This is a genomic window from Streptomyces sp. NPDC041200, assembly GCF_055591805.1.
The window spans coordinates 613,607-633,329 of record NZ_JBVIZF010000003.1; the positions used below are offsets into that span (position 1 = coordinate 613,607).

Here is a 19,723-nt window from a genome sequence, read left to right on the forward strand (position 1 = left end):
AGACGATTGGTGTCAGAAGTCGGCGGCCGACTGCCGGCGGGCGGTGTCGTCCCCCTCGGGGTCGAGTGCCGCGAAGTCCGGCAGGACGGTGCGTGCCCTCGCCACGGGCGCCGAGTCCAGGAGAGTGAACAGGTCGGCGGTCAGCCCCTCACGGGCCAGGCCGCGGAGGATGCGGTGATAGTCCCCGAGCCACCGCCGAACTGTTTCCTCGCGGAGCAGTTCGGTCGAGAACTCCAGCCCTGCCTGCAGCTCGTCACCGTATTCGACCCAGCCGAGGTTCAGGGCGAACTTCGCGCCGTCCGGCTCGATGTCGAGCATCCGGACGGCCGGTCCGTCGCCGCCGATGCGGCGCAGTGGGGTGAAGCCGCTCTGGAAGTCGAACATGGTGTCCGCGCCCGTCTGGCCGGCGAGTCCCGCGAGACGGAGCACCTGGTCGGTGGGCAGGTCCCGGTGGGCCTGTGCCCTCAGGGACGACTCGCGGACGGTCCGGAGCAGCTCCGCGAAGGGCTCCTCGGGCTTCAGCGGCACCCGTATCAGGATCGTGTTCACATAGCAGCCGAGGACGTTCTCGTCCTGCGGCCCTCGAGCGGCGACCGGAGTCGCCACACAGACGTCCCTGGCTCCGGAGATCTTCCACAGCAGGGCCGACCAGGCGGCCAGCAGCAGCATGTGCAGGGTCACCCGCTCCCGGGCGGCCAGCTCGCGCAGCCCGGTGACGGTGTCCTGCTCCATGCGGAGAGGGAGACTGGAACCGGTCAGCGCCATGGAGTCCGCGTAGCCGCCCTCGGCGTCCCGCGGCAGTTCCGCCGGACGCAGTCGGGCAAGGTACTCGGACCAGAACGCGGTGAGTTCGGCGCCTCGCGGCCCGGCCAGCAGGTCCCGCTGTTCCTCGGCGTAGTCGAGATAGGTGCGGGCCGGTGCGGGTTGATCCGCGTCCCCGCCCAGTTCCCGCAACAGGATCCGCCAGGACCAGCCGTCGAAGAAGAGATGGTGGAAGAGCAGGACCAGGACCTGCCGGGGCCGGTCAGCTCCGGTGACCGTCAGCAGGTGGTACCGGCCCGGTGGGCGCTCGTAGGGGTCCAGGGGCAGTCGTACCAGCCTGCGGACCTCTTCCATGAGTGCCGCCTCGTCGGCGGCTTCGCAGGTGCTCGTCTCCAGGTGCACGGGATGCCGGTCGGCGGGGTGCACGACTTGTGCCACCGTACCGTCAGCCCTCTCCCGCAGGGAGCAGCGCAGCATGGGGTGACGTCGGCGTATCCCTTCCAGGCGCGTCGTCAGCTCCCGCGGATCGGCCGGCGCCTCCAGCTCGAAGACCACGGGCACGGTGTACGCCGCCGAGTCCGGCGCCAGCCGCAGGGCCGCCCAGATGGCGGTCTGCTGACCGGACAGGGACGCGGACGTACGGTCCGTCGTGCCGCGCGGATCCGTGTCGGGACCCGTCTCCGGCTCCTTGCCCGGATCGGGGGTGCCCGGCTGCGGTGAGCCCTGCTCCCGTGGGTCCGGCGAGGTCGTCCGAGGAGCGTGGTCGGCGACATGGTCGGCGAAGTCGCCGAGCGTGGGCTGGTCGAGCAGGTCGAGCACGTCCAGTTCGGTGCCGAGCCCGGCGTTTAGGCGGTTGACCAGCTGAACGCCGTTGATGGAATTGCCGCCCGCGGCGAAGAAGTCGTCGTCGCGGGCGAGTTCCTCCTCGCCGAGGACCTCCCGCGTCACCCGCAGGACCATGTCGACGACGGACTCCGCTTTCCGGCTCGGCGCGGGCTCGTGCGACGCATGCCGCCCGGGGGCGTCCGCGCCCTCCTGCGGCATTTGCCGCTCGGAAGCGTCCGCGGCGTCGTCCGTACGGGTCGCCGGCCAGCACGGCTCCTCCGAAAACGGGGCCGCGGGCAGTTCCATCCGGCGTTGCGGCGGTCCCACTAGGCCGTGCTTCCAGTCGATGGTGTGGCCGTGCGCGTAGAGCCGGGCCAGCGCCTGCGCGAGGTCCAGCGGGGCGGCCGCATCGCCGAGCGCCGACTCCAGCACGCTGCCGTCGTGCCCCGCAACGGTGAGCCGGCCCTCGGGCGCCCCGTCCAGGACGGCCCGCAGCTTTTCCGTGTTGACGGGTTCCGCCGTCCGCTCTCCCTCCGACGCCCTGTCCAGTGCGCCGCGCAGGTCCGTCTCTCCTGCGGCCCAACGGGCGACTGCCGTGCCGGCTCCGTGCGCGAGCAGTGTGGGAACGGGCACGTTGAGGTCCACGAGCGCCGCGTACCGGGCGGCGCCGTGCAGGACCGCGAGCTCGGCGGAGGACCAGGAGGGCCTCCCGTGCGCCGCTCGTCCGGTCTCCCGGGCGATCCGCTCCGCCTCGGAGAGAACCCTGGCGGCACCCGCGTACACCTGCGCGAGCGCTTCCACGTCAGCGTCGGAGACCCGGCCCGCGCCGCCGAGGACGAGGGCCACGGACAGTTCGCGGGAGTGGGGCAGGGGTGCGGTCAGCGCGCGGTCGAGGCGTTCCAGCAGCTCGGGCCCGTCCGTGCACACGTCGGCCCAGCGGTGTGCGAAGTGTTCGCGCCCCCAGGCCAGCACGGTGGACGCCGTGCCGGTGTCGAACCCCTGGGGGTCGGTGGCGACCTGTGCGCGCAGTTGCCTGAGCTGGGCCCGCAGACCCGCCTCGTCACGCGCCGAGAGAACCATCGGCAGGCCCACCGCCGGTCGCCGGGGTGTCGCGGGCTGCCGCGGCCCCTCCTGCACCACCAGGTGCACGTTGGTGCCGCTCAGGCCGAAGCCGCTGACACCCGCCCGCCTCGGGCCGTCGGACGGGGGCCACGGTGTCGTCTCGGTGACCGGCCGCACCGGTGCGCCGTCGAGGTTCAGCAGCGGGTTGGGCTCCTTCAGGTGCGCGGTGGGAAAGAGGCGACCGGCCCGGAACTGGGCCAGGACCCGCACCAGACCGGAGAGCCCCGCCATGCACGCCAGGTGCCCGAAGTTGGCCTTCACGGAGGACACGGGCAGCACGGCCAGCGTGCCCTCGAGCGCCCCCGCGAGTCCCTGGATCTCGATCGGGTCGCCGACCCGGGTGCCCGTCCCGTGCGCTTCGATGTAGCCCAAGGACTCCGGGGAGATGCCTGCGTCCGACCACGCCTCGCGGATCACGGCGGTTTGCGCCACCGGGCTCGGCGCCGTGATGCCGTTGCTGCGCGCCGCGTCGGAGTTCATGGCACTGCCCAGAATCACGGCGTGCACGTGGTCGCCGTCGCGTTCGGCGTCCGTGAGCCGCTTCAGGAGTACGAAGCCCCCACCCTCCCCGAAACCCACGCCGTCCGCGGTCGCGTCGAAGGGTCTGCAGCGGTCAGTGGGGGAATCGACCCCGAGTTCGTCACCCGTGTTCCGCCGCCGTGGCAGGGGGCCCAGCACCATCTCGCACCCGCCGACGAGCGCCGCGTCGCACTCACCGCGCGCCAGGGCGCCACGCGCCTGGTGGAGGGCTGCGAGGAAGGACGAGCACGCGGTGTCGACGCTGAGCACGGGGCCCCGCGCGTCGAGGTGGTAGGCGATCCTGCCCGCGGCGAGGGCCTGCAGGCTGCCCGTGAAGGCGAGGCCGTTGTCCTGCTCCGCGGGATCGAGCAGGTCGTAGAGGCTCGGCTGCGGTCCGCCGTTGGCCGCGACGACCACGCCGACACGACCGCCGCGAAGCTCCGCCGGCGTGTACCCCGCGTTGGTCACGGCCTGGACGGCGAGTCGCAGCATGCGCCGCTGGCGCGGGTCGATCAGCTCGGCCTCGGCCCGGGAGAGACCGAAGTACCGGTGGTCGAAGCCGGCTATGTCGTCCAGCCAGCCGCCTTCACGGGCGTCGTCGGGAATCCGCACCCGGGTCGTGATCGCTCGTTCCTTCGGCATGGGGCGCACGAGGTCGCGGCCCTCGCGGAGTACGTCGATGACCTCGGCCCAGTTCGAGCAGCCCGGCAGTTCGAAGGCGATGCCGGTGATGGCGATCCGAGTGTCGGCGGCGGGGTCCAGGTCACTACGGGTCACAGCTCGACCACCGTCGTCTCGCCGAGCGGCACCGGCTCCGTGGCCGGGGCGGGCTTCCCCTGGTCGCCGGCGAGCGCCGAGGCCAGTTCGGCGACGGTGGGGTGGGCGAAGAGCTGGCCGATCGCCAGGTCGGGGAATTCTTTCCGTAACCTCCCGAAAACCATCAGGGACTTGAAGGAGTTTCCGCCGATCTCCATGAATTTCTCATCGAGGCCCACCTGTTCCCGGCCGAGTACAGTGCACCAGATGTCGGCGATGATTTTTTCCGCGGCTTTGAGCGGTGCGCCCTCTTCCGACCCGTCGGCAGTCACTTTCCTCACCGTTGACGGAGAGGCGTCGGACGCACCACGGGACGATGCGACGGCGTTGCGCAATGCGGCCGTGTCGACCTTCCCATTGGGCGTCAGCGAAATCTCTTCGACGGTGTGGATACGGCTCGGCAACAGTCCTGCGGGAAGCACCTCCTGGGTTTCTCTCAGCACCAGCTCGGGACTCGGACCGCCCACTACGTAGGCGACGAGATCGGCTGTCGCTTCCGGCCTTTCCTGCTCCGCGGTCACCCACGCCTGGCGAACTCCCGGAATCCCGAGCAGCGCGCTTTCGACCTCTCCCGGTTCGACGCGGTGGCCACGCACCTTCACCTGCCGGTCCGCACGCCCGAGAAAGACGCAAGAGCCATGGTCGTCCGCCCTGACGACATCGTCCGTGCAATACATGCGCCCCCAGGCCGTGTGCCGGAACTTGGCCTCAGTGAGTTCGGCATCTTCCCGGTAGCCGCGCGCGAGACAGACGCCACCGATATGGAGGACGCCTTCTTCGCCGGGGAGCACTTCCTGTCCGTCCGGCCCCAGGACGCGTGCCGAAACTCCGTCCAGCGGCGTTCCCAGCGGCACATGGTGGCGTTCCGCGTCTGCGGCTGTCACCCGGTGCATCAGCACACCGATCGTCGTCTCCGTCGGACCGTAGTGGTTGAAGACGGAGAGACGCGGATTGGCCGTGTGTATCTTTCCGACGAGGGACGGAGAAAGTCTTTCTCCGCCCAGTATCAGGAGGAGCCGCGGAAGAAAATCTCCCAGCGATCCCTCGGCGGCGAGCGCGGACAGATGCGAGGGGGTGAACTTCACGCACTCGACGGGATGTTCCTTGAGTCGCGCGGCGAATCCTGGCGGGTCGAGGACGAGTTCCCTGTCATAGAGGTCGATACGGGCACCTGTGGAAAGCGCCGCGAACAAGCAGGTGTTTCCGAGGTCCGACGCGAACGTGGTGAGAGTTCCGTAGCTCGTGGGACCGTCCGGTGTCACACGTCTCAGAAAGCCCTCGACATAGTTGACGATAGACCGGTGTTCCACCTCGACGGCCTTGGGAGATCCGGTGCTGCCGGAGGTGAACACCACATAAGCGCAGTCGCTCGTCGCCAGGTCCGCGACGATGTCGTACGGCGCGGTAGTGATGTCGTTCGCGGAGAGGACGGCGAGCCCGGAACGCCGGGCGGTGTCCGCATTCCGCTCGTCCGCGATCACCCATCGGGCTCCGGAGTGCGTGAGCAGCCGCAGGTTCCTGGCCACCGGGTCGCTCGCCTCCAGGTGGGCGTAGGCGGCACCGACCGCCCATGCCCCGAGGGCAGCCGCCAGGCTCATGGGAGACCGGTCGAGCAGGATGGCCACGGTGTCGCCCCGACGCACGCCCAGACGCCGCAGGCTCTGCGCCACGCCACCCGCCGCCAGGGCCAGCCGCCGGTATGACCAGATCGAGGAACCGTGGCACACCGCCGCCTTCTCGGCATGCACCTCGCTCGTTTCGAAGAAGGAATGTGCCAGGGTCTTGCCGCTCACCGGATCCCCCACATCTTGGTCTGCCTGTAGGCCGATTCCATGATTCCGGTCATCGCCACGCACACACGGCGGTTTCCGCCGAACGGTTCGCGGCCGTGGGCCACGGAAAGGTTGTCCACCACGAGTACGTCCTGGGCCTCCCACACCGGGAGAACGGTCTCCGCGTCAATGGCGGCCCTGATGTCGGCGAGTACTTCCTCCGGGATCTCCGAACCGTCACCGAATGTGGCCGTGCGAGGAAGCCCGTCCGCGCCGAGGGCAGCTTCGAGTCCGGCGCGCACTTCCGCGTCGAGGCTCGATGGATGAAAGAGGTTGGCCTGGTTGAACCAACTCCTGGTCCCCGTACGGGGATGGGTGACGACACCTTCCACCGTCGTACGGGTCAGCAGGCGGTCGTCGCCCAGCCAGCGGAATTCGACTCCGTCGAGCTTCAGCTTCTCCTCGACCAGTCCCCGGTCGTCGGTTCCGAACACGTGCTGCCAGGTCAGATCGAAACCAGTATTGAACTGCCGCTCGTACATGACGCCTTTTTCGGCGAAGGCGGTGCGGATTTTTTCGGGCAGTCGGTCGTGAACCTGCCTGTAGTCAGCGAGGGATGTCTCACCGCCGCGTGCGGCCGGAATACCGCACCAGAACCAGAGGAGACGGGGCCAGCGTCTGCGGTAGGACATCTCGTTGTGCAGCGGAATGCGCTGATCGCTCGGGTATTCGGTCGAGGTGAAGACCTTGCCGTCGACTTCGGAACGCGGCGTCGAGGGCTCTTCGTAGTCCAGCACCTCGGGGTCGGCGGCAGTCACGGCGGCGCGGAACGCACTCACATCCGGAACACGGAAACCACGGAAGAGTAACGCGCCGGCCTGGTCCAGTCGTTCTTGTACTTGCCCCCATTCCGCCGCCAGCCATTCATTGAGTGATAACTCGGCCGAATCGGCATGGATCACTAAGGGAAGACAATCCACTGATCACCACCTCCTGTTGTACGGCTAACGGTCATGCAGGAGGAAGACCAGGGCAAGTGACAACCGTGCCGTCACCGCATAAATGCGAGACCGAAGTATCCCCCGTGGTGACACTCTTGAAACACAGTGCTTTCATAGGCCGTGCACAGTCGACAACGTCCGAGACTTTAACACGAGGGACAAGAGTTCGCGAAGGGTGGACGTGTAATCCGTACCAACTTCCCGCGCCGGTCGGTCAAGTCCGGTGCCGCGCTCCGGCCGAGATCGGCGACGACCGGGAACAGTTCGACGATGGGTGTAGCCCTCCTCCAGGGAAGCCCTTGAGCTGGGAGAACGCTGGTGGACGGTGTGGGCGGGGTAGGTGTCCTTCCACTGTGGCGGGTGGAGCAGGGGGCCACGTGCTGGCCGCGAGCAATCCTGACCGACGCTTGGTAGTCCGTCCTCATGCCGAGCTCGGCGTACGAGCGGGCACTCGGCATGGTGGAACGTGTCATCCTTCGGCTACTCCACCGGATCCGTGTCCAACACTTCGGCGAGCTCGTGTCCTTGCTGGATCGGGTTGTCCATCCGGCAGCCCTGGGTGTACGAACCTGCGGCATGCGGTGAAGCCCTCTGTTCTTCGTCCTGCGCTTGGCCCGGCTGATGACGACGACCGAGTTCACGACGCAGACCGGTTTCCCGATGAGCGGCGCCCTGGGCAGTGCTGCGGGCGCTGGTCGCTTCCGTTCGCCGTGACCTGGCCAGCTCGTTGTCCTGGCCCACGGCATGACGCAGTCGTGCGGGCTTGTCGGACTCCAAGTCCGCGAGGTCGGCCTTCACCTTGTCGTGCTCGTCGTCCGGGGCCCGCGACCGCACGAAGGCCATGGATCCGCTCACAGAGCGCGTCAAGCTCGGCCGTGGTCCCGTCACGCGCCTGGTGCAGCTCTCCCCACTCGGCCTCTGCACGGGCTCGGTCATCACCACGCAGCACGGGGCGACCGAATCGGCCGGTGGCGCTGAGCTTCTGTTCGAGCTGCTCCATGTGCTCGTCCGCACGGGGCTGTGCGTCCCCGCGATCGCTGGCAGCACTGGAGAGCTCGCGCAGCTCGGAGATGCTTTCCGCTCGCGCCGTCAGGCCCTGGTGGCGGTGGCCGCCTTGCGAATGGCGTCGCGCAGAACAGCGTGGCTGAGGTGCTTGTACGGGCGGGGTTCCTCCGGCGGAGTCGTGTCGGAAGGCCCGTTGGTAGCGGGCGCGGCGTGCGAGAGGTGGGTGCCTCGGTCGTCCGTAGCCACCGGGGGCGTGGTGTTCATGGAGGAGTCGCCGCTGCCAAGCGCCCCGTGGGTGGGCAGGGCGTCCACGACGTCGCGGAGGTCAGCTGGTACCGCATCCGTCGGCAGCTCGGTGAGGATCATGCGTTCCTCGGTACCGTTCTCGATCTCGCGAATGAGCCCCGCAACGGCACGGTCCAGCTTCTCCTTCTCGGTTTCCGGTTCGCCTGCTCGGGCCCGGTCGGCGTCGGTCTCGTAGACGGACAGAGGAAGGAAGAGGTGCGACTCCTTCTTGTCCCGGCTCAGCATGGTGTAGAGCGCGTTCGCCTGCGCTCCTCGGGGGCGACGGGTCCACATCCACGTGATGATGGTGTAGTACCGACTTGAAAAGGAGGCGAGGTGTCCAACATCGAAGGACTCGCCGAGAAGGTGCTGCACGACCTTCATTGGGCAGGCCTTGCAGAGGAACCAACCACTACATGCTCCAAGTCGAGCGTGGAAGGGTACGTGGACGTACTCGCCTCCGACAGCTCGGGTATGGGTGTCGGGTTCTCCGTCGACGTCAGCGGAACCGAGGCGGGCATCCTCTACCAGCTCGCCGACAGAATCCCCGACGCGTACGTCGAGCTCTGCTCCGTGGGCCTTCCAGTGGTTCCCGGTAGCCACCGGCCAGCTAGACCTCGCCTGACACAGAACGAAGTCATCTGGGAAGACCCTGATGAATCAGGCACCTGGCAATGCCGAGTCGGTGCCTACCCTGGGCCGAGCACAGGCACCTCCACCTGAACTGCCCAGTGAAGATCAGCTTCGTCAAACGGCCTTCCGCGGGACCGGAGGGTCGTCCGGGCCACACAGGCGCGCGTTTGCCTCACCGATCCGAGGCAAATGCCTCACGCAATCCGCCTCTCCCATCGCGTTTGCGCAGGTCAGATCGATTTTCTAGGTGGGGCGGGTGGGACTCGAACCTCAACCGGTGACCCATCTCACCTGCGGTTTTACCGGAGAACCGGACATCTCCATCCGATTCGATCCCGCTGTGTCCTCCTTGATCCGGCTCGATCCAGCGCGGTGAGGCATTTACCTCACGCCTTCGAGGGATGCGCTTGGACAAGACCGGTGGCCAAGTAGCACCGCGAGGACCTCCAGTCGGTGGCGTACCGGGGCGTCGGGAACGAGCCTGCGTAGGCGGCCGGGCTCAGCACGGTCATGCCCAGAGCCTCCCACCGCCGGAGGCCCTCGGGATCGTGTGCCGGGAGCCTGATGCAGGGTCTCGCCACCGATGACATGTCGATCTTCGGCCCTTACCGCCCGCCCTCATCCCGGGACCGGGCCTGCGCCGTCCCCGCTTCCTTCGCGTCCTCCCGCAGAGCGGCGGCGAGTTCGCGTACTACCTCGGCGAAACCCCTTACGAGGGGGCTGCTCGCGCCCTCGTGCCAGGCCAGGGCGACCCTAAGGGGTTCGACGTCGGTGAGCGGGACCCAGGACAGGTCGGGGCGGGCGTAGTACAGGGCCATGCTCGCCGGGGCGAAGCAGATCGCGGCACCCTCGGCGACCTGCTCCAGCATCTCCTCGACATTGTCGTTCTTCGGGCCCCAGTGCGGTGCGGAGCCGTCCGGTCTGGGGTTCACCGCCCACCAGTCGACCCATTCGCGCGGCGCCCGCTCCGTCCACAGAAGCGGCTCGTCTTTGACGTCCAGGATGCCGATGCCCGTTCCCCCCGCCAGCGGGTGCCCGACGGGCAGGCCGACGACCCGGGGCTCGGTGTGGACCACCTCGGCGTGCAGGTCGGTGAGGTCGGCAGGCAGCCAGACGAAAGCGACATCCACCCGGCCGTCGCGCAGAGCGGCCGCTTCCTGGCCCCAGTCGAAGCGCTTCGGTTCCACCCGCACGTCCGGATTGCGGCGGGCGAACTCGGCCCGGCCCCGGGTGGTCAACTCGCCCGCGCCGCTTGCCTCGAAGCCGACCCGGAGCACCGCCTTCTCCTGGCACCGGTGGCGTTCCGCCGCGGCGAGGACACGGTCCGCCTGGCGTACGGTCCGGCGCGCCTCGGCCACCACATCGCGCCCGGCAGGGGTCTGTGTCACGCCGCCGGGGTGCCGCTCGAAGAGGGGGACGCCGAGTTCCGCCTCCAGCTTCCGCAGCGCGTACGACAGGGCCGGCTGGCTCACGTACAACCGCGCCGCCGCCCGGCCGAGGTTCCCCTCCTCGGCGATCGCCACGAGATAGTTCAACTGCCGTAATTCCATGGGGGAGATCATAGCCAGCGGCGATAAACACTCTTTATGAAGCGTGTTGAACTCTGTCTTGGACGGCGGGGCCGGGCGGCGGCGGTAATGGAGACGCGCGCCGGGAAACCGCCCCGGCCGTGTTCGCTGGGCCGGCGCCCGGTCAGCTTCCCCGAACCACACTGGAGACCCCCATGAGCGACAACGCCCGCACCGCTACTGCCCCCGATGCCGCCCCCACCCGCTCCGCAACCGGCAAGGTCTGGCTGATCACCGGCGCCAACTCCGGTTTCGGGCAAGCGATCACGCGGGCGGCCCTCGCCGCCGGTGACACCGTAGTGGCCGCCGTCCGCCGCCCCGAATCCCTCGACGAACTCGCCGCCGCGCACCCCGGCCGCGTCGTCCCCGTCGCCCTCGACGTCACCGACCCGGCCCGCATCACCGCCGTCGTCGCCGAAGTGATCCTCTGGTACGGGCGGATCGACGTACTGGTCAACAACGCCGGCCGCGGACAGCTCGGCGCCGTCGAGGAGACCACCGACCGCGAACTCCGCGACCTGATGGACCTGCACTTCTTCGGCCCCGCCGCGCTCACCCGCGCCGTACTCCCGCACATGCGCCGCCAGGGCTCGGGCGCCGTCGTGCAGATGAGCAGCATGGGCGGCCGGTTCTCCTTCCCCGGCGTCGGCGCCTACTCGGCCACCAAGTTCGCCCTGGAGGGGCTGTCCGAGGCGCTGGCCCTGGAAGTCGCCCCGCACGGGATCAAGGTGCTGGTCGTGGAGCCGGGGGCGTTCCGGACCGGGTTCGCCGGCGGCGGTGCGCTGCGCCAGTCGGCACCCCTGGACGCGTACGAGGAGACGGTCGGCCCGGTCCGCGCCGGGCTCCCGGACAGCGACGGCAAGCAGCCGGGAGACCCCGAGAAGGCCGCCGCGGCGATCCTGACCGCCTTGGCCGCCGAGCAGACCCCGCTGCGGCTGGCCCTCGGCAACGACGCCGCCGACGCCATCGCCGCCCAACTGAAGTCCGCCGGCGAGGAGGCGGCCTCCTGGGAGGCGGTCAGCCGGGGCACCGACTTCGACAAGGAGTGAGGGGAGCGGACAGTCAGGTCCTGGCGGTGGGTCCCAGAGCGCTGAGGCGGGACTGGGAAGAGCCCCTGCCGGCAGGCCGTTGCCGGAAGCTGTGGCAGCCCGGGGCGTGACACTCCCGGGCGGCTCGGCCTCCGCATCCGCATCCGCACACCGCCGGTGCCCCGGCCGGCCCGTCGACTGCCCTGCCTGGCAGACGCGTTGGAAGTGACTCAGTCGTCGGTCGTTCCGGCTGCGAGGGATTCGCAGCACACCGAGCACCGGCAAGACCTGGAAGGAAGGTCCATGGACCGCAACGGTGACGTGTATGACGAGGGGGTGGCACTCCCCGGTGAAGTAGCCGAAGCGACAGGTGGCTTCCACCGCCTTGTGTCGCCGCCTGCGCGCTTGGGAGGGGCGCTGTGAGCGGGCAGCCTGCAGCCGACGTGAAGGGTAGTGCCCCGTCCGGCCTCGAGACAGGCGACAACCGGCCGCGGCCGGGTCTCCGGTCCACAGTGCTGGTTGCCTGTCTGGCCTTTTTCGTCATCACGCTGGACACCACCGTGGTCAACGTCGCCCTGCCGAGCATCGGTCAGCAGTGGGGCGGCCAGGTCTCCGCACTGCAGTGGGTGGTCACCGCGTACACCCTGCTCTTCGCGGCCCTCCTCCTGTCGGCCGGTGCCATCTCCGACCGCATCGGCGCGAGCCGAGCCTTCACGATCGGGCTGTCCGTCTTCACCCTGATGTCCGCACTGTGCGGGCTGGCCCCCAACCTCACTGTGCTCATCACCGCGCGGGCGATTCAGGGCGCCGGAGCCGCTGTGATGATGCCTGCCTCACTCGCCCTGGTCCGCCAGGCGTACGACTCCCCGGCCCAGCGCGCTCGCGGAATCGCACTGTGGACCGCCGGTGGTGGTGCGGCGGTCGCGGCCGGCCCGGTTGTCGGCGGCGCGCTCACCACGGGACTCGGCTGGCGGTGGATCTTCTTCGTGAACCTGCCGGTCGGCGTCTTCGCACTCGTCGGCATGCTCCGGGCACCCCGCTCCCCACGAGGACACTCCTCGATGGACCCCGTCGGCCAGGTCACCGCCGTACTCGCTCTGGCGGCCCTGGTGTTCGCCGTCATCACCGGAGGGTCGGGCGGGTGGACGAGCCCGACGACGATCTGCGGCTTCTTGGTCGCCGTGCTCGCCGGAAGCGCGTTCCTCCTGGTCGAATCCCGGCAGAGTGATCCCGCCGTTCCGCTGACGTTGTTCCGCATTCCCTCGCTGGCCATCTGCACCAGCGCGGGTCTCGCCCTGAACTTCGGCTACTACGGCCTGGTCTTCGTCTTCACTATCTTCTTCCAGGAGCACCGCGGAGCCTCGGCACTCACCGCGGGACTGATGTTCATTCCGATGACGGCCTTCACCATCCTGGTCAACCTCCTCGCCGGTAAGCTGACCAACCGGTACGGGCCGCGCCTCCCACTGATCCTGGGCCAGGTCATCCAGACGGTCGGCATCCTGGGCCTGCTCCTCGTCCGTCGGGACACCCCCACTCCCTTGCTGCTGACCCTGCTGGTGCCGCTCGGCATCGGCGGCGGACTCGCGATCCCACCGTTGACGTCGGCGATGCTGGAGTCGGTGCCGCACGAGCGGGCCGGCCTCGCATCCGGAGTACTCAGCGCCGCCCGGCAGTTCGGCGGCGCGATCGGAGTCGCCCTGCTCGGTGCACTGATCGCCGGCTCTGCCCACTTCATGACCGGGATGCGGATCAGCCTGGTTGTCGGGGCGGCCGTCCTGGTGGCCACCACACTCGGCGTGGCACTCTTCCTGCCCGGCAGCCCGAAGCCCGCAGTTCCCTCGACACCCGTGCCCGGAACCGCGGAACCTGCCACGGTCTCCTTGCGCCCTGATGGCTTGCAACCGTGATGACAGGTGGCTGATCCGCCGCGACACGGGACATGTGTCCTCACCCGCCCAGATACGAACCTGCGCCATGTGCCCATCACGAGGTCGCCCTTCCAGTGGCCGGGAACCTTGCGGCCCTCGACCTCGGCGGGGCGGGCACTGATGGACACCATGCCTCGAATGGCGCCCCGCCCTGTGGGTCGACGGGCGATCTTCGGGAGCGCATGGGTCTGGCCGACTGCAGCCGCCGGGTGAGACTGCGGTCGATCACCTGGAGCCGAAGCGAGTCGTAGAGCGACAGGTAGATCGCCTCGTGCGAAATCGGGGCCGTGGGAGTATCAACCACGGATCCCAGCCAGATGTTGCCCCAAAACCCCAGGTCACAAGGGGGCTCGGAGGATCGGCCGGGCCACACAGGCGCGCGTTTGCCTCACCGATCTGAGGCAAATGCCTCACGCAATCCGCCTCTACGATCGCGTTTGCGCAGGTCAGATCGATTTTCATTTTCTTGGTGGGGCGGGTGGGACTCGAACCCACGGCCGACGGATTATGAGTCCGCTGCTCTAACCGGCTGAGCTACCGCCCCGTAACGGCGCGTCGTGCACATCTGTGCGCGCCGTCTGCCGCAGCATAGCCGCTCATACGATCTGTTGCTTCGGCGGGCCGGTGTTGGGTGCCCGCATGCCGTGGATCAGGGGTGGATCAAGGGGTGAGCACGGCGTGAACAGGGGATGAGGGCATGAAAAAGGACCCCGCCAGGGGTCCTCTCCCGTGCTGCTCCCCCGACTGGACTCGAACCAGTAACCCTCCGGTTAACAGCCGAATGCTCTGCCAATTGAGCTACAGGGGACCGAGCTCCCCCGACTGGACTCGAACCAGTAACCTGCCGGTTAACAGCCGGCTGCTCTGCCAATTGAGCTACAGGGGATTGCTCCGTGTGCCTCGACCGCGCCCCCGTCCGGGGTTCCCGGAGGGCGTGCGTTCGCTGCGACACATACATTAGCGCAAGCAGGGGGGTGCTCCGCCAATCGGTATGCCCGTGGGTGATCGGAGGGTGATCTGCGGCGCCTGCGGGTAGACGTGCGGCACGACTCCGGGGTCCGACGGATAGGACAACCAGAAGGGCAGGTCGATGCGCTACCGGCTGACGTTCATGACCGGGTTGGCTGTTGGTTACGTGTTCGGCACGCGGGCCGGCCGCGAGCGGTACGAGCAGCTGCGCGCCTGCGCGCAGCGGTTTGTGCAGAACCCGGCGGTCCGCAACACCGCCGAGTCCGCCGCGCTGGGCGGCCGGGAGGCCGCCACGAAGGCGCTCGGCAAGGTGCGGCCGCTGCGGGACAAGATCGCGCAGCGGGATTCGCGCTCCGCGGCGGAGGAGGACGACTGGGGCACCAGCAACACCTAGCCACCGCGGTGGCATGATCTGGTCCATGGGGATAGTCGCCGGGTTGGACAGTTCGTCCGAGAGCACACGGATCGTCGTCTGCGATACGGATACGGGTGCCGTACTCAAGCAGGGGTACGCGCCGCACCCGGAGCCGTCCTCCGGCGGTTCGCCCAATGACGTGGACCCGCAGTCATGGCTGCTCTCCCTCGGGGAGGCCGCCGAGGGCGGGCTGCTGGAGGGGGTCCAGGCCATCGGCGTCTCGGCGCAGCAGCACGGGCTGCTGGCGCTGGACGGGAGCGGGGCGCTGGTGCGCCCCGCGCAGATGGGCAACGATCGGCGGGTGCAGTCCGCGGCCGCCGATCTGATCGAGACGCTGGGCGGGCGCGCCGCGTGGGCCCAGGCCGTGGGCGCGGTGCCGACCGCCGCCCAGTCGGTGGCGAAGCTGCGCTGGATGGCGCGGTCCGAGCCGGACGCCGCGCGCCGGGTGGCCGAGGTGCTGCAGCCGCACGACTGGCTGGTGTGGCAGCTGCTCGGGCGCCCGCTGCGCCGTACGACGGACCGCGGCACGGCCTCCAGCACCGGCTACTGGTCGGCGGCGACCGGCGGCTGGCGGCCGGATCTGGCCGAGTTGGCGCTCGGGCACCAGGTGCGGCTGCCGGAGGTCGTCGGTCCGGCCCAGCCCGCCGGGCAGACGCCGGAGGGGCTGCTGATATCGGCCGGTACGGGCGAGACCATGGCCGCCGCCTTCGGGCTCGGCGTGGGGGTCGGCGACGCGGTGATCTCGCTCGGGGCCTCGGGTTCGGTCTTCTCCATCCACCACGAGGCGCTGGCCGACCACACCGGGACGATCCTGTCGTACGCCGACGCCACCGGGATGCATCTGCCCGTCGTCCACACGCTCAACGCGGTGCGGGCGCTGCGCGGTACGGCGGAGCTGCTGGGCACGGACCTGGAGGGGCTCTCGGCGCTCGCGCTGAAGTCCACCCCGGGCTCGTACGGGATGGTGATGCTGCCGTATCTGGAGGGCGAGCGGACCCCGTACCTGCCGCACACCGCCGGGACGCTGACCGGGCTGCGGCGCGAGTCCATGAAGCCGGAGCATCTGGCGCGGGCCGCGTTCGAGGGCATGCTGTGCGGGCTCGCCGACGCGCTCGACATCCTGCGGGGGCGCGGGGTCGGGGTGCGGCGGGTGTTCCTGCTGGGCCCCGCGGCCGATCTCCAGGCGGTACGGGCGATCGCGCCCGCGCTGCTGGGCGCGCAGATCGTGGTGCCGCAGCCCGCCGACTACGCCGCGCTGGGCGCCGCCCGGCAGGCCGCGTGGGCCCTGGGCGCCGCGCAGGGGGCGCTGTCCCCGCACGAGCCGCCGCGCTGGCCCGCGGCCGCCAGCCAGGTGTTCGAGCCGGGCGACGACCTGGCGGTGGGGCAGGCGGTACGGCAGCAGTACGTGGCAGTACGGGAGCAGACGCATCCGGGGGCGTTCGAGGCCGGGGCCGGGGCCGGGGGTTAGGCCACTCTCGATCTAGCCCAGTAGATCTAGCCCTCTCGGTCTAGTCCAGGTAGCCGCGGAGCTGGTCGGCGAAGGCGTGGTCGCGGAGCTTGTTGAGGGTCTTGGATTCGATCTGGCGGATGCGTTCCCGGGTCACGCCGAAGATCCGGCCGATCTCCTCCAGGGTGCGCGGGCGCCCGTCGGCCAGTCCGTACCGCAGCTGGACGACCTTGCGCTCGCGCTCCCCGAGCGTCGACAGCACGGCCTCCAGATGCTCGCGGAGCAGCAGGAACGCCGCGGACTCGACCGGTGAGGCGGCGTCGCCGTCCTCGATGAGGTCGCCGAGCGCGACATCGTCCTCCTCCCCCACCGGCGCGTGCAGCGACACCGGCTCCTGGGCGAGGCGCAGCACGTCGCTCACCCGCTCCGGGGTGAGGTCGAGGTGGACCGCGACCTCCTCGGGAGTGGGCTCGTAGCCGCGCTCCTGCAGCATCCGGCGCTGCACCCGGACGACCCGGTTGATCAGCTCGACGACATGCACCGGGACCCGGATGGTCCGGGCCTGGTCGGCGAGGGCGCGGGACATGGCCTGGCGGATCCACCAGGTCGCGTACGTCGAGAACTTGTACCCGCGGGCGTAGTCGAACTTCTCGACCGCTCGGATCAGGCCAAGGTTGCCCTCCTGGACGAGGTCCAGCATGGTCAGGCCGCGGCCCACGTAGCGCTTGGCGACGGAGACGACGAGGCGCAGGTTGGCCTCGATCAGGCGGCGCTTGGCCATCCGGCCCAGGACGACCAACCGGTCGAGGTCGAGGGCGAGTTGGCTGTCCAGGTCGGGGGCGTTCGCGAGCTTCTCCTCGGCGAACAGGCCCGCCTCGACCCGGCGGGCCAGCTCGACCTCCTCGGCGGCGGAGAGGAGCGGAATCCGGCCGATTTCGCGCAGGTATTGGCGGAAGAGGTCGGAGGAGGGGCCAGTGGTCTCGGCGCGTGCGGGGCGCTCGGCGGGGCCGTCGTCCGGTTCGGTGTCAGGTCCGGGTTCGGAGTCGGGTTCGGTGCCGGCTTCGGGTTCGGTGTCGGGATCCGGTCCGGTGCCGGGGGCGGGGGCGGGTTCTGTGGCCTGCCTGGCGTCCGGTGCGGTGCGCTGGGCCTCGGCGGCGCCCGGGGCGTCCGGGGGCAGGGCCGCACCGGGCAGCGTGGGCGGTTCCGGGGGCTCCACGGCCGCCGGTGCCCGGGACTGCGGCGGCGCCGCGGAGGCCGCGTCGGTGAGGATCTGGGTCTGCACGGGGGCGACCTCCAGGGTGATCGCTACTGAGGCGGCAGAACGATCGGGTACGGATGCGCGGGCCACGCCGCCGTCCGTCCCGTACATCATGAGCGGATCTGCGGGGGATCCTGGCCTACCCGGCCAACACCGCCGCGCTCCGAGGACTCAGGCACCACACCCAGTGTGGAGTACGACACACGCCCGCCACGAGGGGCGTGCGGGCACTTTTTGCGCAGCGGCCGGTGACCGACCGATTACGCGACGTCCCGTGCGGCCCGGCCACGGCCCGGATACGGCCGTGCCGTCGCCCGTCACCAACGTGCCGGGACAGCACGGCTAGAGCGCCGCGGCGCCCTGGGTCTGGAGGGACACGGCGTACTGCTGGAGGACCCACAGCTCGTTCTGGACGGCGGCCAGATGGGCCGGGTCGGCGTGCTGGCCCAGGCGCTGCAGGGTGCCCTGGACCTCCCTGATGCGGTGGTTGACGGCGGCCTGGCGGACCCGCACCAACTGCTCGCCCGCGTACGCCTCGTCGGCCTCGCGGCGGGTGTGGAGGGGCTCCACGGCCAGCTCGGTGACCATGGCGCGGACCGTGTCGTCGGGCGCGACCTCGCGGACGCGGCGCAGATAGTCGGCGTCGGCGCGCTCCGCGCCGCCCGCGTCCTCGACGGCGCGGCGCACGGCGGCGTAGGGCGGGGCGGTGAACTCGTCCTCGCCGTAGGCGTCGAACGCCGGGGAGACCAGCTCGGGGCGCTGGAGGGCCAGCTTCAGCAGCTCGCGCTCGACCCGGTGGGCCGGGCTGCGGAGGTTCAGGGCGGGGCCCCGCGGGCCTGCCGGGGCCTGGGCCGCAGGGCCCTGCGGCCCGCCCGGTCCGCCTGGACCGCCCGGTCCGCCGGGCCGGTTCTGCGGGCGGCCCCGCTGGTCGGGGCGCTGGTCACCGCCCCGGCCGCGGTCCCGCGCCCACCGGGCGAGCTGGCTGACGCGCTGGACGACGAACTGGGTATCGAGGATGCCCAGCAGCCCCGCGAGATGGACGGCCGACTCGTGCTGGATGGAGCCGTTCTTGATGCCCGCGACGACCGGCGCCGCCTCGTCCAGGGCGGCGGCGCGGCCCACCGCCGTGTCGAGGTTGTGGCGGCCGATGATCTGCCGGATGGCGAACTCGAAGAGCTGGGTGCGGCTCTCGACCAGCGCCTTGACCGCGTCGTCGCCGTGCGCAAGCCGCAGATCGCAGGGGTCCATACCGCCCGGGGTGATCGCGATATAGGTCTCGGCGGCGAACTTCTGGTCGTCCTCGAAGGCGCGCAGGGCGGCCTTCTGGCCCGCCGCGTCGCCGTCGAAGGTGAAGACGACCTCGGCGCCGGAGTTGTCCATCAGCAGCCGCCGAAGGATCTTGATGTGGTCGCCGCCGAAGGAGGTGCCGCAGGTGGCGATGGCGGTGGTGACCCCGGCCAGATGGCAGGCCATGACGTCCGTGTACCCCTCGACGACCACGGCGCGGCTGGTCTTGGCGATGTCCTTCTTGGCGAGGTCGATCCCGTACAGGACGTGGGACTTCTTGTAGAGCGGGGTCTCGGGGGTGTTGAGGTACTTGGGGCCGTTGTCGTCGTCGCGCAGCTTGCGCGCGCCGAAGCCGACGACCTCGCCGGTGATGTCGCGGATGGGCCACATGAGGCGGCCGCGGAAGCGGTCGATGGGATTGCGGCGGCTCTCCTGGGCGAGGCCGGAGAGAAGGAGCTCCTGGTCGGTGAAGCCGCGGCCGCGCAGGAAGCGGACGAGGTGGTCCCAGCCCGCCGGGCTGTAGCCGACGCCGAAATGCTGGGCGGCGGCCTGGTCGAAGCCGCGCTCGGCGAGGAACTTGCGGCCGATCTCCGCCTCGGGGCCGTCCAGCTGCTCGACGTAGAACTGCGCGGCCGCCCGGTGCGCCTCGACCAGGCGGATGCGCTCGCCCTGCTGGCGGCCGGGGGTGGCGCTGCCCTGCTCGTACCGCAGGGTGATCCCGGCCTGGGAGGCGAGCCGCTCGATCGTCTCGGAGAAGGAGAGGTGGTCGATCTTCATGACGAAGTCGACGGTGTCGCCGCCCTCCTGGCAGCCGAAGCAGTAGTACAGCCCCTTGCTGGGGCTGATCTGGAAGGACGGTGACTTCTCGTCGTGAAAGGGGCAGAGCCCCTTGAGATTGCCACCGCCCGCGTTCCGCAGCTGGAGATATTCGGATACGACGGCGTCGATCGGGACCGCGTCCCGCACCGCCTTTACGTCGTCATCGTTGATCCGTCCAGCCACGCGTGAATTCTACGGCCGGGGTCCGACAGCGATGTCCGGCACCGGTGTCCGGCACGGATGTCCGGCACCGGTGTCGGG

At 69.9% G+C, this 19,723-nt stretch carries 13 protein-coding genes and 3 tRNA genes; 5 read left to right on the forward strand and 11 right to left on the reverse strand.

The genetic code is table 11. From position 1 onward, the window contains the following. Positions 1 to 12: 12 nt before the first annotated feature. The 5 genes from ACZ6CL_RS12515 to ACZ6CL_RS12535 all read right to left on the reverse strand — a co-directional run bounded on the left by ACZ6CL_RS12515 (position 13) and on the right by ACZ6CL_RS12535 (position 8,401). On the reverse strand, positions 13 to 4,005 hold the full coding sequence (locus tag ACZ6CL_RS12515; RefSeq protein ID WP_468934742.1) for a beta-ketoacyl synthase N-terminal-like domain-containing protein: 3,993 nt from the start codon (positions 4,003 to 4,005) through the stop codon (positions 13 to 15). Continuing rightward, entirely contained in the window at positions 4,002 to 5,837 is a 1,836-nt protein-coding gene (locus tag ACZ6CL_RS12520) for a non-ribosomal peptide synthetase (protein ID WP_468934746.1), read from the reverse strand. Before ACZ6CL_RS12520 ends, ACZ6CL_RS12515 begins: the two co-directional genes overlap by 4 nt. Then, positions 5,834 to 6,778, reverse strand: a complete 945-nt coding sequence (locus ACZ6CL_RS12525; RefSeq protein WP_468934749.1) for a TauD/TfdA family dioxygenase — start codon at positions 6,776 to 6,778, stop codon at positions 5,834 to 5,836. Before ACZ6CL_RS12525 ends, ACZ6CL_RS12520 begins: the two co-directional genes overlap by 4 nt. 519 nt (positions 6,779 to 7,297) lie before the next feature. Beyond that, on the reverse strand, positions 7,298 to 7,660 hold the full coding sequence (locus ACZ6CL_RS12530; RefSeq protein ID WP_468934752.1) for a hypothetical protein: 363 nt from the start codon (positions 7,658 to 7,660) through the stop codon (positions 7,298 to 7,300). A gap of 246 nt (positions 7,661 to 7,906) precedes the next feature. After that, the gene (locus ACZ6CL_RS12535) at positions 7,907 to 8,401 is read right to left on the reverse strand and encodes a hypothetical protein (protein ID WP_468934755.1); all 495 of its coding nucleotides are present in this window, start codon (positions 8,399 to 8,401) and stop codon (positions 7,907 to 7,909) included. Positions 8,402 to 8,443: 42 nt separating this feature from the next. On the opposite strand from ACZ6CL_RS12535, the gene ACZ6CL_RS12540 reads away from it, so the two are divergent. Further along, complete coding sequence (locus ACZ6CL_RS12540) at positions 8,444 to 8,830, forward strand: hypothetical protein (protein WP_468934758.1); 387 nt, start codon at positions 8,444 to 8,446, stop codon at positions 8,828 to 8,830. Positions 8,831 to 9,345: 515 nt separating this feature from the next. Here ACZ6CL_RS12540 and ACZ6CL_RS12545 read toward each other — a convergent pair. Further along, positions 9,346 to 10,290, reverse strand: coding sequence for a LysR family transcriptional regulator (locus tag ACZ6CL_RS12545; RefSeq protein ID WP_468934760.1), 945 nt, complete (start codon positions 10,288 to 10,290; stop codon positions 9,346 to 9,348). Between the two features lie 173 nt (positions 10,291 to 10,463). On the opposite strand from ACZ6CL_RS12545, the gene ACZ6CL_RS12550 reads away from it, so the two are divergent. Continuing rightward, on the forward strand, positions 10,464 to 11,357 hold the full coding sequence (locus ACZ6CL_RS12550) for an oxidoreductase (protein ID WP_468934763.1): 894 nt from the start codon (positions 10,464 to 10,466) through the stop codon (positions 11,355 to 11,357). A gap of 491 nt (positions 11,358 to 11,848) precedes the next feature. Beyond that, the gene (locus ACZ6CL_RS12555; RefSeq protein ID WP_468934765.1) at positions 11,849 to 13,246 is read left to right on the forward strand and encodes an MFS transporter; all 1,398 of its coding nucleotides are present in this window, start codon (positions 11,849 to 11,851) and stop codon (positions 13,244 to 13,246) included. Positions 13,247 to 13,734: 488 nt separating this feature from the next. Here ACZ6CL_RS12555 and ACZ6CL_RS12560 read toward each other — a convergent pair. The 3 genes from ACZ6CL_RS12560 to ACZ6CL_RS12570 form a co-directional block, all read right to left on the reverse strand. Then, a tRNA-Ile gene (locus ACZ6CL_RS12560) sits at positions 13,735 to 13,811 on the reverse strand. 191 nt (positions 13,812 to 14,002) lie between these two features. Further along, positions 14,003 to 14,075, reverse strand: a tRNA-Asn gene (locus ACZ6CL_RS12565). A 5-nt stretch (positions 14,076 to 14,080) separates the two neighbouring features. Next, a tRNA-Asn gene (locus ACZ6CL_RS12570) sits at positions 14,081 to 14,153 on the reverse strand. A gap of 204 nt (positions 14,154 to 14,357) precedes the next feature. Between ACZ6CL_RS12570 and ACZ6CL_RS12575 the strand changes: the two genes are divergently transcribed. Further along, complete coding sequence (locus ACZ6CL_RS12575) at positions 14,358 to 14,630, forward strand: YtxH domain-containing protein (protein ID WP_468934767.1); 273 nt, start codon at positions 14,358 to 14,360, stop codon at positions 14,628 to 14,630. A gap of 25 nt (positions 14,631 to 14,655) precedes the next feature. Then, complete coding sequence (locus ACZ6CL_RS12580) at positions 14,656 to 16,119, forward strand: FGGY family carbohydrate kinase (RefSeq protein WP_468934769.1); 1,464 nt, start codon at positions 14,656 to 14,658, stop codon at positions 16,117 to 16,119. 40 nt (positions 16,120 to 16,159) lie between these two features. On the opposite strand, the gene ACZ6CL_RS12585 is transcribed toward ACZ6CL_RS12580, so the two are convergent. Together ACZ6CL_RS12585 and dnaG are read right to left on the reverse strand one after the other, a co-directional pair. Continuing rightward, positions 16,160 to 17,470: an RNA polymerase sigma factor gene (locus tag ACZ6CL_RS12585; protein ID WP_468934771.1), complete on the reverse strand. Its 1,311-nt coding sequence runs from the start codon at positions 17,468 to 17,470 to the stop codon at positions 16,160 to 16,162. 228 nt (positions 17,471 to 17,698) lie between these two features. Next, positions 17,699 to 19,645 (reverse strand): DNA primase, encoded by a 1,947-nt coding sequence (dnaG, locus tag ACZ6CL_RS12590; protein WP_468934773.1) that lies wholly within the window; start codon positions 19,643 to 19,645, stop codon positions 17,699 to 17,701. Between the last annotated feature and the right edge of the window lie 78 nt (positions 19,646 to 19,723).

Excerpts from the sequence above, each read along its gene's own strand:
- ACZ6CL_RS12535 (WP_468934755.1), bottom strand. The coding sequence starts at position 8,401 with ATGTGGACCCGTCGCCCCCGAGGAGCGCAGGCGAACGCGCTCTACACC.
- ACZ6CL_RS12585 (WP_468934771.1), bottom strand. The coding sequence starts at position 17,470 with ATGATGTACGGGACGGACGGCGGCGTGGCCCGCGCATCCGTACCCGAT.
- ACZ6CL_RS12530 (WP_468934752.1), bottom strand. The coding sequence starts at position 7,660 with ATGGCCTTCGTGCGGTCGCGGGCCCCGGACGACGAGCACGACAAGGTG.
- ACZ6CL_RS12575 (WP_468934767.1), top strand. The coding sequence starts at position 14,358 with ATGCGCTACCGGCTGACGTTCATGACCGGGTTGGCTGTTGGTTACGTG.
- ACZ6CL_RS12545 (WP_468934760.1), bottom strand. The coding sequence starts at position 10,290 with ATGGAATTACGGCAGTTGAACTATCTCGTGGCGATCGCCGAGGAGGGG.
- ACZ6CL_RS12580 (WP_468934769.1), top strand. The coding sequence starts at position 14,656 with ATGGGGATAGTCGCCGGGTTGGACAGTTCGTCCGAGAGCACACGGATC.
- ACZ6CL_RS12550 (WP_468934763.1), top strand. The coding sequence starts at position 10,464 with ATGAGCGACAACGCCCGCACCGCTACTGCCCCCGATGCCGCCCCCACC.